Origin of the sequence: Amycolatopsis sp. NPDC051045 (genome assembly GCF_040682955.1) — a bacterium.
Lineage (GTDB): Bacteria > Actinomycetota > Actinomycetes > Mycobacteriales > Pseudonocardiaceae > Amycolatopsis.
Genome location: NZ_JBFBCC010000054.1, coordinates 1 through 11,662 on the forward strand (window position 1 = coordinate 1; position 11,662 = coordinate 11,662).

The 11,662-nt window shown below is 71.8% G+C and carries 14 protein-coding genes; 9 read left to right on the plus strand and 5 right to left on the minus strand.

The window, feature by feature from the left end; translation table 11 throughout:
* Nucleotides 1–629 precede the first annotated feature (629 nt).
* Entirely contained in the window at nt 630–1,775 is a 1,146-nt protein-coding gene (locus AB0M80_RS43770) for a glutamate--cysteine ligase (RefSeq protein WP_364576466.1), read from the minus strand.
* A 1,256-nt stretch (nt 1,776–3,031) separates the two neighbouring features.
* Here AB0M80_RS43770 and AB0M80_RS43775 point away from each other — a divergent pair.
* From AB0M80_RS43775 to AB0M80_RS43800, 6 genes are all read left to right on the plus strand, one after another.
* Complete coding sequence (locus tag AB0M80_RS43775) at nt 3,032–3,601, plus strand: PP2C family protein-serine/threonine phosphatase (RefSeq protein WP_364576467.1); 570 nt, start codon at nt 3,032–3,034, stop codon at nt 3,599–3,601.
* Nucleotides 3,602–3,747: 146 nt separating this feature from the next.
* Nucleotides 3,748–3,900 (plus strand): DUF6307 family protein, encoded by a 153-nt coding sequence (locus AB0M80_RS43780; protein ID WP_364576479.1) that lies wholly within the window; start codon nt 3,748–3,750, stop codon nt 3,898–3,900.
* A 170-nt stretch (nt 3,901–4,070) separates the two neighbouring features.
* The gene (locus AB0M80_RS43785) at nt 4,071–4,820 is read left to right on the plus strand and encodes an ANTAR domain-containing protein (RefSeq protein WP_364576468.1); all 750 of its coding nucleotides are present in this window, start codon (nt 4,071–4,073) and stop codon (nt 4,818–4,820) included.
* Nucleotides 4,821–4,863: 43 nt separating this feature from the next.
* Nucleotides 4,864–5,604: a GAF and ANTAR domain-containing protein gene (locus AB0M80_RS43790; RefSeq protein WP_364576469.1), complete on the plus strand. Its 741-nt coding sequence runs from the start codon at nt 4,864–4,866 to the stop codon at nt 5,602–5,604.
* A gap of 252 nt (nt 5,605–5,856) precedes the next feature.
* Complete coding sequence (locus tag AB0M80_RS43795; protein ID WP_364576470.1) at nt 5,857–6,825, plus strand: hypothetical protein; 969 nt, start codon at nt 5,857–5,859, stop codon at nt 6,823–6,825.
* A 187-nt stretch (nt 6,826–7,012) separates the two neighbouring features.
* Nucleotides 7,013–7,366, plus strand: coding sequence for an HPF/RaiA family ribosome-associated protein (locus tag AB0M80_RS43800; protein WP_364576471.1), 354 nt, complete (start codon nt 7,013–7,015; stop codon nt 7,364–7,366).
* A gap of 41 nt (nt 7,367–7,407) precedes the next feature.
* Here AB0M80_RS43800 and AB0M80_RS43805 read toward each other — a convergent pair whose 3' ends face one another.
* The 4 genes from AB0M80_RS43805 to AB0M80_RS43820 form a co-directional block, all read right to left on the minus strand.
* The gene (locus AB0M80_RS43805; RefSeq protein ID WP_364576472.1) at nt 7,408–7,662 is read right to left on the minus strand and encodes a hypothetical protein; all 255 of its coding nucleotides are present in this window, start codon (nt 7,660–7,662) and stop codon (nt 7,408–7,410) included.
* A 96-nt stretch (nt 7,663–7,758) separates the two neighbouring features.
* Nucleotides 7,759–8,055, minus strand: a complete 297-nt coding sequence (locus AB0M80_RS43810) for a hypothetical protein (protein ID WP_364576473.1) — start codon at nt 8,053–8,055, stop codon at nt 7,759–7,761.
* 169 nt (nt 8,056–8,224) lie between these two features.
* A complete protein-coding gene (locus AB0M80_RS43815; RefSeq protein WP_364576474.1) occupies nt 8,225–9,304 on the minus strand; it encodes an AI-2E family transporter in 1,080 nt (359 codons plus the stop codon).
* 28 nt (nt 9,305–9,332) lie between these two features.
* The gene (locus AB0M80_RS43820; RefSeq protein WP_364576475.1) at nt 9,333–9,473 is read right to left on the minus strand and encodes a hypothetical protein; all 141 of its coding nucleotides are present in this window, start codon (nt 9,471–9,473) and stop codon (nt 9,333–9,335) included.
* 222 nt (nt 9,474–9,695) lie between these two features.
* Between AB0M80_RS43820 and AB0M80_RS43825 the strand changes: the two genes are divergently transcribed.
* The 3 genes from AB0M80_RS43825 to AB0M80_RS43835 form a co-directional block, all read left to right on the plus strand.
* Nucleotides 9,696–10,310, plus strand: coding sequence for a hypothetical protein (locus AB0M80_RS43825; RefSeq protein WP_364576476.1), 615 nt, complete (start codon nt 9,696–9,698; stop codon nt 10,308–10,310).
* A 17-nt stretch (nt 10,311–10,327) separates the two neighbouring features.
* Nucleotides 10,328–10,894, plus strand: a complete 567-nt coding sequence (locus tag AB0M80_RS43830; RefSeq protein ID WP_364576477.1) for a sigma-70 family RNA polymerase sigma factor — start codon at nt 10,328–10,330, stop codon at nt 10,892–10,894.
* Between the two features lie 138 nt (nt 10,895–11,032).
* Nucleotides 11,033–11,662: GAF domain-containing protein (locus AB0M80_RS43835; RefSeq protein WP_364576478.1), on the plus strand; the 630-nt coding region annotated here is incomplete at its 3' end.

Sequence of the window (11,662 nt, forward strand, 5' to 3'; positions counted from 1 at the left end):
CCCGCGCGGCACAACCCAGCCGCTGCGGGCGATCCAATGATGCTCCCGATCCCTTCTCTCCTGTGTATTCCACTTACCGGATACTGCAACTGCACTTACTGGTACTGCACAAACAGGTACTGCCACTGCACTTACTGGTACTGCAACTTCTGGTACTGCACTTGCCGATACTGCACTTACTCGTACTGCACTAACTGGTATTTCACTTACCGGTACTGCGCTTCTCGGTGCGACCGCCACGACCGGAACCCTTCCACTGATCGGTCCCAGCACGCTGACGCCGCTGGTCACTGCCCGGAGCGCCGTTCACCGATCGGCCCCGGCCACCTGACCGGTCCTACAACACTGCACTTCCACTACTTCACGGCCACCAGCCGAAACCATGTTCCCTGATCGGCTCCGCACTGCCTGACCGTCTTGTCTCACCTCGCGGGCAGTTACGTCCTCTCCCGCGCCTGCTGGACGTTGTCTCTCTCGCTACAAGAAGAACCCTACACACACCCGCCACCGAATGTCTACTCCAGTCGCCATAGATTTTCTGGTGGCGGCCGCACGGACGGCGGGGAAGCCGAGGCCTACGCCGCGGCCGAACTGCTCGGGCAGTACGCGCAGCTCGATCCGCCCGCCCCTCAGGCCGTGAGGTGGCGCGGTACGGGCAGCGCCGGCTGGGAGTCGATCAAGGTCTGGCGCGCGGCGGTGGCCACCAGTTCCGGCAGGTCCCGGTGTTGCTGCCAGAGGGCTTGCTGCCACCCGGCTCCGTTGCCGGACGTGAGCTGGCGGGCGAGGAGTTTGGCGACGCGGGGGTATTCGCCGAAGGCTTCGAGCTCCGGGCGCAGTCGTTTGAGCAGCTCGGTCAGCAGCTGGGTGGGGGTCGCGAGCCGGCCGGTGGTGACGTCGAGCCAGCGACCGGTGAGGCCTTCTCGCGCGGCCCGGAAGTACGCCGCCCGCAGGAGCAGGTCGGGCACCTGCGGTGCGGTTTCACCGGCGTGCACCTTCCGCACCGACGCCGAGACCAGCGCCCGCACCAGCGCGGCCAGCAGGGCGGTTTCGTTGACCGTCGCGGGGACGTCGCTGACTCGCACCTCGATGGTCGGCAGGTGGGCCGACGGCCGGATGTCCCAATACACCATGCCTTCGTCGAGCACCGTGCCGCTGTCGATCATCCGGGCCACCGTCGTGTCGTACTCGGCCGCCGACGTCCACGCGGGCGGCGGACCCGCGCACGGCCACCGCGACGTCTCGACGGCGCGCCAGCTCGCGAACCCGGTGTCGCGCCCGTGGTGGACCGCCGAGTTGGCGGTCAGCCCGAGCAGCACCGGCAGCCACGGCCGCAGGTGGTTGCTCACCTGCACGGCGGTCTCCCGATCCGGGACACCGACGTGCACGTGGCAGCCGCTGATCTCCCGGCCGGTGATCATGGCGCCGTACCCACCGGCCATCCGGCGGTAGCGCGGGGTGTCGGTCACCCGGCCCGTCGGCGCTCCGGCGACCGGCACCCCCACCGCGAGCAGCCGGGCCCCCGCCTGCAGCGCGGCCGCTGCGGCGACCGCCCGCAGCTCGACCACCCGGTCGCGCACCTCCCGCATGCTGTGACACACCGGCGTGGCGGTCTCCACCTGTGCCGGCGACAGTTCGAGACCGACGTCCACCCCGAACGCGGCCGCCGCGTCCACGACCTCGCGGTTGCGGGGGACCAGTTCCCCCGTCCCGGGGTCGACCAGAAAGAATTCTTCCTCGACACCGATCGTCGGCCCACCGGCGGGAAATCCGTTCATGACCGCACCTGGATTCGTCCTCGGGCGCACGGCTGGGGCCGTCCGCCACACCAAAGGGGGAGCGAGGATCCGGCACACTGTTCGGCCGAGGCACAGGCCGGCCCGCACCAGGCGGCCCGCTGCTCGCGAAGGCGTAATACCGCCTTCCCCGACGCACAAACATGATCGCGGCCGCGGATTCGCGCGGACCGGACGCCACGTGGGCCCCGAGCGCGAGTAAGTGAGTCCAGCCCGGGTAGCCGCGCCCCGAGACATCGCGTGCGGAGACGAGAGGTGACGATGGTGGCTGCCGATCTGCCGCCGGCGGACGAACTGGCCGGGATGTCCGGCCTCCTCGTGTCGCGCGAGACCGTCGAATCGGCGCCGCGAGGAAGCCGGTGACATGGCGGCCGCCGAAGAAGAACAGCGACGTCAGCTCGCTGAGTGCTTCGAACGCGCCGGCCTGACGCTCGAGGAACTGTGGATGCGGTATTTCGCCTTGGGCGGCAACGCCGGGCTGCTGGAGCTGGACGCGTATCTGAACGGGGTCATGTCCCTGCCGCGCGTGCAGCGGGACATGGCGGCGCACGCGGTGAACGAGCGGCTCGACGAGCTGGTCGGCCGGGACCGGGTGCCCTACAGCCGGCCGGTCCGGCAGAGCCGCCCGAGCCACGGCCCGCTGGCCGCGCTGGTGGAGCTGCTGGACGGCGCCCACCGCGCGCCCCCCGAACGCCTCCCCGCGATCATGGACGCCGCGGGAAAGGCCTTGGACGTGCGCGTGAGTGTCTACCTGGCCGACTACACGCAGTGCACGCTCGTACCGATCGGCGGTGCCGGGCGCCGGGCGCTCGCGGTCGAGAACACCCCGGCGGGGGAAGCCTTCCAGCGCGGTGACGTGGTGATCTCCGAGGCGCAGGACGATCCCCGGCTGTGGGCGGCCCTGCTGGACGGCGTGGAGCGGCTGGGCGTGCTCGAGGTGGTGCCCACCGACGGCACCGCCCCGCACGATCCGCTGCTGCGGGAGCAGTGCCGGTGGCTGGCCTACCTGTTCGGGCATCTGGTCACCATCACGACCCAGTACGGGGACGGGCTCGACCGGGTCCGACGGCGCGAGCACCGCGGCACGGTGACCGAACTGCTCTGGGCGACGCTGCCGCCGCTGACGGGAGCAACGGAGTCGGTGGTCGTCGCGGCGGCGACGGAACCGGCGTACGCGACCAACAGCGACGTGTTCGACTACGCGCTGTCCGAGACCTCGGCGTCGTTCGCGATCTTCGATGCCGGTGCGCACGAGCCGGCCGCCTCGCTCGCCGCCGTCGTCGCGTTGTCCGCCTACCGCGCCGCCCGCCGCGACGGGGGTAGATCTGCGCGACCAGGTGCGCGCGGTGGACGAGGCGGTAGGCAGCCTCGGGAACGGGGCCGTTTCCGGGGTGCTGGGCGAGTTCGACGTGGCCACCGGCCGGGTTTCCTACCTGGCGGCCGGCCACCCACCGCCGTTGGTGCTGCGCGAAGGCGAGGTGGCGGGGTCGCCGGACGAGTGCCGCGCCGCGCCGTTCGGCCGAGGGGCCGACGGGTGGGCCGTGGCCGTGGTAGACCTGCGGGTGGGTGACGTGCTTGTGCGGTACACCGACGGCGTCGTCGACGCGCGCGACCGCCAGGGCCGGCCTTTCGGCCGGTCCGGGCTGGCCGAGGTCCTCGAACGCGAGGTTCCGGACCGGTTGCTGCCGGAAGCCGCCCGCCGGGTGACCCGGGCCGTGCTGGCCCACCGGGAAGACGACTTGGCCGACGACGCGACCGTCCTGCTCCTGTGCCCCTGCGGCGGCGAGCGGTCGTCACGGTGGTTCTGACCGGGTGTCCGGACGGCCTGATCGCCGCAGTTCCGGGGCCGTTTGTCGATCAGGACAGGTGCTTTGTGCTCTTTCCGGCGGCTCGTGCGCGTCCGACAATGGAACGGAGACGGTACGCGTCGCCCGGAAGAAGATGAGGCTTGGCCATGGAAACGGTCTTCGTGTCCCGTTACGACGAGCGGGTGAAACTGGTGGAAGACGTGCTGAAGGACAAGTCGTCGCTGTCCGCCGAAGAGGCTCACGTCCTGGCGATCCGGTTGCTGCGGACGCTCGAGGAGGTTCCCGAGAAGGTGCGGTGAACGCGTCGTGAAAAAGGGCGTCCCGGCGGCAGCCGGGGCGCCCTTTTGCGGCACCTGGCGCGTGGTTGCCGAACTCGCGAGACCGCGGAGCGCGACGGAAATCGGGTATCTTGCACAGGCGTTTGCTGTCGTGACAGCCGTTGATCGCCGAGCGGGAAGCGCTGAACAGGGTGTCCACTATCCGTGACGAGTGGGGCGAGAACTCACCGCTGGGCCGCCTGTGGGCGATGGTGACCGCCTTGGCTGAAGAACGCGGCCGGGAACTGTCCGTCGAGTTCGTGTGCGCGGTTGCCGCGGAGCGGTTCGGGACCGCCGGGTTCTGCCTGGTGGTGACCGGGACGACGGGAGTGGCGAAGCTGCGCAGTACCGGTGGTGAGCTCGGCCGCCGGATCCCCGAGATCGAGGCGACCGTGGGCGAGGGGCCGGTCGGGGACGCCCTCGATCTGGCGTGCCCGGCGGTCGTGCCCGATCTGGACGCGGCTCAAGCACTGCGTAAGTGGCCGCTGTTCGCGCCGCTGGCCGTCGAAGCCGGCGCCCGGGCGTGCTTCGGTTTTCCGCTCGTCGTCGGCGTCGTGCGGGTCGGCGTGCTCGTCCTGCTGCACGGCACGCCGATCGCGCCCGAGCCGGCGGTCCTGCGGGAAGCGCTGCTCTTCGCCGACCTCGTGCTGGCGATGTTGCTGGGGGAACAGGTTGCCGCGGGCAGCACCGTCCCCGGCCCGGCGGAGGACGAGTTCCCGCTCGCGAGTCCCGCGGTGCACCAGGCGACCGGGATGGTGGCCGTGCAACTGAACACCGATCCGGACACCGCGTTCGCCCGCCTGCGTGCGCGGGCCTTCGCCGACGGTCGCCGCTTGTCCGACGTTGCGGCCGACGTCGTCGCCCGCCGGATGCGGTTCGTCCCCGATCCGTACATCGGATGACCGACGCCGGCGGCGGTAGGCTGTGAGAGTGGGAAGAATGCCGATGCGTGCGGACAGGGTGGTCGACACCCTCGTCGAGCTGGCCGACACACTGACCGGCGACTTCGACCTGATCGATTTCCTGCACCTGCTCACGGGCCGGTGCGTCGAACTGCTGGACGCCGATGCGGCCGGCGTCCTGATGGCGCACTCGCACGGCGGGCTGCAGGTCGTCGCCAGCGCCGACGAAACGCCGGAAGTCGTGGACCTGTTCCAGATCCAGGTGGAGGAAGGGCCGGGATTCGAGGCTTGGCTGGGTGGCGAGCCGGTGAGCCACCCGGATCTCGCCGACGGCGACGCCCCCTGGCCCCGGCTGCGCGAAATGGCCGTGACGGCGGGGTATGCGGCGGTCTACGCCGTTCCCATGCGGCTGCGCGAGCAGAACATCGGGGCTCTGTGCTTGTTCAAGAGCACCACCGGCGAGCCCGGCGAGGATTCGGTGCGGGCCGCGAAAGCGATGGTCGACGTGGCCACCATCGGCCTGATCCAGGCGCGGGTGGTCCGGCAGCACGAAGACCTCATCGAGCAGCTGCAGACGGCGTTGACCAGCCGGATCGTCGTCGAGCAGGCGAAGGGCTTCGTGGCCGAGCGGCTCGGCGTGGACGTCGGCGCGGCCTTCGGCCTGCTGCGCGGTTACGCACGGGCGCGGAGCCGCCGGTTGACCGAAGTCGCCGGCGAGGTCGTCACCCGTTCCGCGAACGTGCAGGATCTGTTCGACGGCGGCGCCACCGGCTCGGCGCGGTGAACCCCGGTATTCCCCGGCTCCGTTTTCGCAAATGCACGTGAATATTCCCGGCCGCGCAAAAGAATTTCGGCGCGGTTACCCGTCCGGCGGTTCTCCGGCGCCGTGCATCACCTAGCATCGAAATTCCCGGTGAGGCCGTGCGACCACGGCAGCCGCCGGACCGCCCCGGACCCTGGTGGTGAATTCCGTCCCCCTAGGCCACGGAGGCGTGCGGATGACCCCTTTACGGCGTGTCGTGACCACGGATGCCCGATGATCGCCACCGCGCACGGTGAACCGCTGCCGTTCCGGGTCGAAATCAGCGATCTCGAGACGCTCGAGACGACGATCGGTGCGTTCCGGGCTTTCGACTACCGCTACGGCGGTGGCGCCTGTCGTGCTCCGCTCGCCGCGCTCGGCTCGTGGACGGCGTTGCTGCGCAAGGGAACCGTTCCGTCGCGGTTGCGGCGGCGCCTGTGCCGCGACTTGGCCGACCTGCACAACCTGCTGGCGTGGACGGAGTTCGATTCCGGCCACGACGAGTCCGCTCTCCGGTCGTTCGACATCGCGGCGGAGCTGGCGGCGGAGGCCGAGGACCACGATCTGCTCGCCAACGTCCGCTACCGGCGCGGTCGTCTGCACCTGCACTCCGGCGCGGTCGACGACGCGCTGGCCGAGTTCGAGCAGGGTCGGATCGCGGCTCTGCGGGGGCAATCCCACCTGGCGCAGGCGATCCTGTCGGTCAACCAGGCGTGGGCCTGGGCGATGCGGGCGGACGAGCCCGCCGCGGTGCGGCACCTCGGCCAGGCGACCGAGGCGTTCGTCGCGGACGCCGCGACGGCACCCTGGGCGCAGTTCTTCGGCGCGAACGATCTCGCCGCGATGACCGGAACGGTCTGGGTCGAACTGGCGTGCACCGTGAACCCCCGCCACGCGACCAGGGCGATCCGGTTCCTCGACGACGCCGTGGCCGCCTACGGGCCGGAGATGGGCAGAAGCCGTTCACTGACGCAGATCATGCTGGCCATCGGGCACGCCGTCCGGCGCGACACGAAAGAAGCCGCGCGGGTGGGGGCCGAGGCGATCGGCGCGGCGCGGGAGATCCGGTCGGTGCGGGCCAAGGGCCGGCTGCGGCCGCTGGCGGCCGTGGTCCGCGCCGGCCCGCCCACTCGTGAAGGCCGGGAGCTGCTGGCTCGGATCGCCGAGTTCCGGGCCGAAGCCTCCGGCGAGCCGGCGGGCTGATCCCGGCCCGGCTCGTCGGAGACCGCACGACGGCAGCTCGCCGGAGAAAGGTCCGGTCGGCCCTCGCGCAGAGGACCTGTGGCACTGGGACGGGCGTGGCCCGGCGCGCACGATGGTCGCAGGCCGGTGGCCGTCGGAACGCCGCTTCGCGCGGACCCCAGGGCCGGCCGGCGAAGGGACCCAACGCATGCTGATCCAGATCAGCACGGATCGGACCGTGCACGGTGGCGAAGACCTGATCCGGCACTTCGAGACGGAGCTCGCCGACCGGCTGTCGCGGTTCAGCGACCACATCACGCGGCTGGAAGTGCATTTCAGCGAGGAAGCCGCAGCGGACGCCGGGTACGACCGGCGCTGCGTGCTCGAGGCCCGCCCGGCCGGGCGGCGGCCGGTGGCCGTCACTCATCACGCGGGTTCGGTGGCCGAGGCGTGCCGGGGAGCCACGCAGAAGCTCGAGAGCCTCCTCGAAAGCGTGTACGGGCGGGCGGATCACCACAAGGGCGGGGAGTCCATCCGGCACCAGGACGGGGCCTCGGATTGATCCGGCCGGGAACGGAATGAATCCGGGGAGAACCGCCCGGGTCACCGTCTCCTCGGCTGTGCGGCCCGGTGCCACCGGACGAGGGGTTTCGGCGTTTCTTCCGGCCGGTGACCGGGCCTGTCGTCCGGCGCCGCGAGGCCGTCGGCGGGCGTGAGGCCGAGCATGGCGAGCAGCAGCTCGCAGTCCGCGGCGTCGTGCGAGGTCGATGCGACCAAGCGAGCGGCCTGGTGCCGCTCCTGCCCGGTCAGGGCGAACGGCTCCGCCGCGACGGCCGGAGACCCCCGCAAGCGGGTCATCGGCTCGGCCGTACGCACGCGAAGGCTGGTGTCGCGACTGCCATTCCGGCTCCTTCGATCGGCCGGGCCGCGGGGTCGGCCGCGGCCGGCAGCGGTTCAGTTCCAGGCGTGCTCGCCGGAGCCCGGTGGGCGGCCGTCGACGATGTCGGTGGCTCGCACCAAGCTGACCTGCTCATCGGCGGCGGACCCCCGCGGGCGGATCGGCACCCAGGTGGTGCTGGTGTGCTCGTCGCGCAGGCTGTATCCCGCGACGGTCCCGGCGTGCTCAGACCACAGCGGAGCCGTGCGCGAGGCCGGATGCGCGCGGTCGGCGCGGCGGCGGTAGCGGACGAGCCAGCCGGGTGGGTAACCACCGCCGTGGCGCGTGGGCCAAGCCCGGGTTGTGTCACCCACTTGCCGATCGGCCCGTTCGCCATCCACCGGCGTCCGCCTTCGCTCGCGGTGCACCGGGGTGCACGCCATTGGTCGCCGGGGTCCGGGGCGCGGTCTTCCAGCCTAGAACGGGAAGCGCCGGCAGCGATTCACCCAGGCGAGTGGTTCCCGCAAGGCGGCCACGAAGCCATCACCGGGGGCCGGGCGGCTCCCGCTGCGCCGTGTCGTCCGCTCCCGGGGAATCCGGCCGTGCCGTGAGGCTTCGCACGCCTGAGCTGAAGACGGCGAGCAGGGGCACGGCGAGCAGCGCGCCCACGATCCCGGCGGTGACGAGCCCGGTGGCGAGGGCGAGGACGACGGCCAGTGGGTGCAGCCGGACCGCGCGCCCGAGCAGCAGTGGTTGCAGGACATGGCTTTCCACCTGCATGACGCCGACCACGACGGCGAGGACGATGACGGCCGCCCAGCCGCCGTTGGCCACCAGCGCCACGAGGACGGCGATCGCGCCGGCGATGACCGAGCCGATGACGGGGACGAACGCGCCGAGGAACACGAGGGTGCTCAGCGGGGCGGCCAAGGGGACCCCGACGATCACCAGCCCCAGGCCGATGCCGGCGGCGTCGACGAACGCGACCGCCGCGGTACCGCGGATGTAGTGCGCCAGGGTGGTGAATCCGCTGCGCCCGGCGACGTCGACGCGTTCGCGCAGGCGGGCCGGGACGGCCCGCAGCACGAACGCCCAGATGGTGTTGCCTTGGGCGAGGAAGAAGATCAGGCAGAAGATCACGAGCAGGAGCTCGGCGAGCAGCTCCCCGATGGTGAGCGCGGTGGTGAGGGCACCCGAGGCGATCGCCGTCTTGTTCCGGCCGAGCATGGCCGTGAGGTTGCCGAGCATCTCGTCGAGCTGGCCCTGGCTCAGGTGCAGCGGGCCGGCTCGCAGCCAGGTGTGCAGGTCGGTCAGGCTGACGGTGATCTGGTCGATCAGCCCGGGCATGCCGACGGTGACGGTGATGACGACGAAGGTCACCACGGCGCCGGCCACGGCGATTCCTCCGACCAGCACGATGGCGGTGGCCAGTGCGCGGGGGATTTTCTTGCCGGTCAGCCAGGAAACGGCGGGGGCGAACAGGCCGGCGAGCAGTAACGCCACCGCGACCGGGACGAGCACCGAGGCCAGCCTGGTGGCCACGAATCCGAGGACCGTCAGGGCCGCCGCCACGACCAGCAGGCGCCAGGAGACCGCGGCCGCGACGCGGAGCCCGTATGGCACCGGAGAAGATTCGGGGTCGCGCACCGGGTCAGCGCACCGTTGCGGTGGTACGGGCCGGGAAGAGCCGGTCGACGGCGCGGGTGCCGGGGGCGGCGGCCGGATCCGGCGGGAACCGGACGGTGGTGACGGGCGCCGGCGGGTGCCGCGGGGTGGTTTTCGTGGCGGTCATGCTCCTGCTCCTGGCGGTGGATGGCCGGCTCCGGTCACGCTGCCGACCGGCGTGAGAGCAGGGCTGGGCGCTCGGGCGCTGTCCCCCGATCGTACCGCTGTGCGGGCTCCGGCGCGGTCTATAGTGAATCGACGCCCCAGACCCCGGCGGTCGTGGTTTCCATGGCGCGGGTCGTCCGGCTCGACGCCCGACCGGACGGTGAGGCGCACGGTGGCGGCACGCGTGGCAAGCATCCTCCTGTTCGTCCCCGGCTGCGTGCTGGCCATGATCGGTGCGGTGCACGCCTCGGCGGGCGCGCTGATCGGCTGGAGCCTGGTGGGAGCGGGGGCCGGGGTGCTCGCCGCCTTCGCCGTTCCCCGGTTGCGGCAGGTCGGGGCGAGGGGTCCCGACGTGCCGATGGGCCTGGTCGCCGCGACCGTGTTCGTCGCGGCCTACCTGGTGCTCGCCGGCCTGCTGGCCGCGTTCGGCGGCGGCCCCACCGCGGCCGTCCTGATCCTGCTCGCCGCGGCCGGCCTGTGGGCCGGGCACCGGCGCGGGTTCCGCATTGCGCCGGCCGCCGAGCCGACCCCGCACGACGTCCTGGTCGCCGCCACACTGCCCGCGCTGCCCGTGCCGGTGGCCGAGCTGGCGACCGAGGACCTGTGCGTGGCTTGGCGGCGCAGCTACTTCCTCCTGCTCCTCGCCACCGACGAGCGGACGCGCCGGCTCGTCGTCGAACGGCGCCAGGACTTTCTGGACGAGATCGAACGACGGGACCGCCGCGGGTTCCTCCGCTGGCTCGACAGCGGCGCGAAGGCCGGCAGCGATCCCAGTCCGTACCTGACCACCGGGGGCTGACCGAGCGGGAGGACATCATGTGGATGATCGACGGCGCGCTCCTGGCGTCGGCGGTGTCGGGCGACCGCACCGCAACGGGCGCGTTGCTGGGCCTGCTGCACCCGGGCGTGCTGCGGTACTGCCGCGCCCGGCTGGGAGATCAGCGGCACCGGGACTGCGACGCGGAGGACTGCGCGCAGGAGGTCCTGCTCGGCGTGCTGGGCGCGCTGCCGGGCTACCGGTACGGCGCCGGCAAGTTCCCCGGTTTCGTCTACGGTGTCGCCGCGCACAAGGTCGTCGACGCTCGGCGCCGACGGCACAACGACGTCAGCGTTCCCGTTCCGGAATTCTCTTCGACGCCCTCCGCGCACCCAGGGCCGCTCCGTCAGACCGAAGACGTCGAGCGGCGGCAGCGGCTGCACCGCCTGCTCGGCCGGCTGACCCCCCACCAGCGCGATGTCGTGGTCCTGCGGGTCATGTTCGGCCTGTCCGCGCGTGACACGGCCGACGTGCTCGGGGTCGCCGGCCCGGGCACGGTGCGGGTGAGCCAGCATCGGGCACTGGCCGCGCTGCGCCGGCACATCGCCGCGTCGCCGATGCGCTGATGGGTTCGCGCGTACGAGGGCTGCGGGTAGGATCGGGCAACGCAGCCGCAATAGCGGCGCTGATCCGGGCCCGGTCGTGTCCGCGTTGGTGTGGCGATCACGAACACCGACCCGGAGGGAACCGGATGTGGGAACGCGGTGGCTGAGGTCGAGGTCCTGCGCGCGAGCGTGCTCGCGGCATTGGGTGGCGGTGGTGCCGGCAGCGGCGTCGATGTCGTCGGCCGGGTGTGCCGGGCGTGTGTGCGCCTGTTGCCGGTGGACGGCGCGGCGGTGTCGGTGATGGCCGACGCCGGGCACCGGGAAATCGTTTACGCGAGCGACGCGGTGAGCATGGCGCTGGCGGAATTGCAGTTCTCTCTCGGCGAAGGACCGTGTTTCGAGGCGTACACCGTGGGCGGGCCGGTCCTGGTGCCGGATTTGGCCGCCGGGCCGCCGCCGGCGTGGCCGGTGTTCGCCGCCGAGGCCGCGGGGTACCCGGTCGAGGCCTTGTTCACGTTCCCGGTGCAGATCGGGGCGGTGCGGGTGGCGACCCTCGACACCTATCGCTCGACGCCGGGTTCGCTGACCGCTGGGGAATTGTCGACGGCGTTGCAGGTGGCTGATGTCGCTGCGCTCGCTTTGTCGGGGTTGCGGGGCGGCGGCGGTCGCTGGCTGGACGGGGACGGGCGGTGGATGGAGAGCGCGGGGATGCGGTACCGGGAGGTGCACCAGGCCACCGGGATGTTGATCGCGCACCTGGACCTGTCCGCTTCGGCGGCGTTGGCGCGG

Coding starts and splice junctions, on each gene's coding strand:
- AB0M80_RS43775 (WP_364576467.1), top strand. CDS start 3,032: ATGCCGGTGCGCACGAGCCGGCCGCCTCGCTCGCCGCCGTCGTCGCGT.
- AB0M80_RS43790 (WP_364576469.1), top strand. CDS start 4,864: ATGCGTGCGGACAGGGTGGTCGACACCCTCGTCGAGCTGGCCGACACA.
- AB0M80_RS43830 (WP_364576477.1), top strand. CDS start 10,328: ATGTGGATGATCGACGGCGCGCTCCTGGCGTCGGCGGTGTCGGGCGAC.
- AB0M80_RS43795 (WP_364576470.1), top strand. CDS start 5,857: ATGATCGCCACCGCGCACGGTGAACCGCTGCCGTTCCGGGTCGAAATC.
- AB0M80_RS43805 (WP_364576472.1), bottom strand. CDS start 7,662: ATGACCCGCTTGCGGGGGTCTCCGGCCGTCGCGGCGGAGCCGTTCGCC.
- AB0M80_RS43800 (WP_364576471.1), top strand. CDS start 7,013: ATGCTGATCCAGATCAGCACGGATCGGACCGTGCACGGTGGCGAAGAC.
- AB0M80_RS43820 (WP_364576475.1), bottom strand. CDS start 9,473: ATGACCGCCACGAAAACCACCCCGCGGCACCCGCCGGCGCCCGTCACC.
- AB0M80_RS43780 (WP_364576479.1), top strand. CDS start 3,748: ATGGAAACGGTCTTCGTGTCCCGTTACGACGAGCGGGTGAAACTGGTG.
- AB0M80_RS43770 (WP_364576466.1), bottom strand. CDS start 1,775: ATGAACGGATTTCCCGCCGGTGGGCCGACGATCGGTGTCGAGGAAGAA.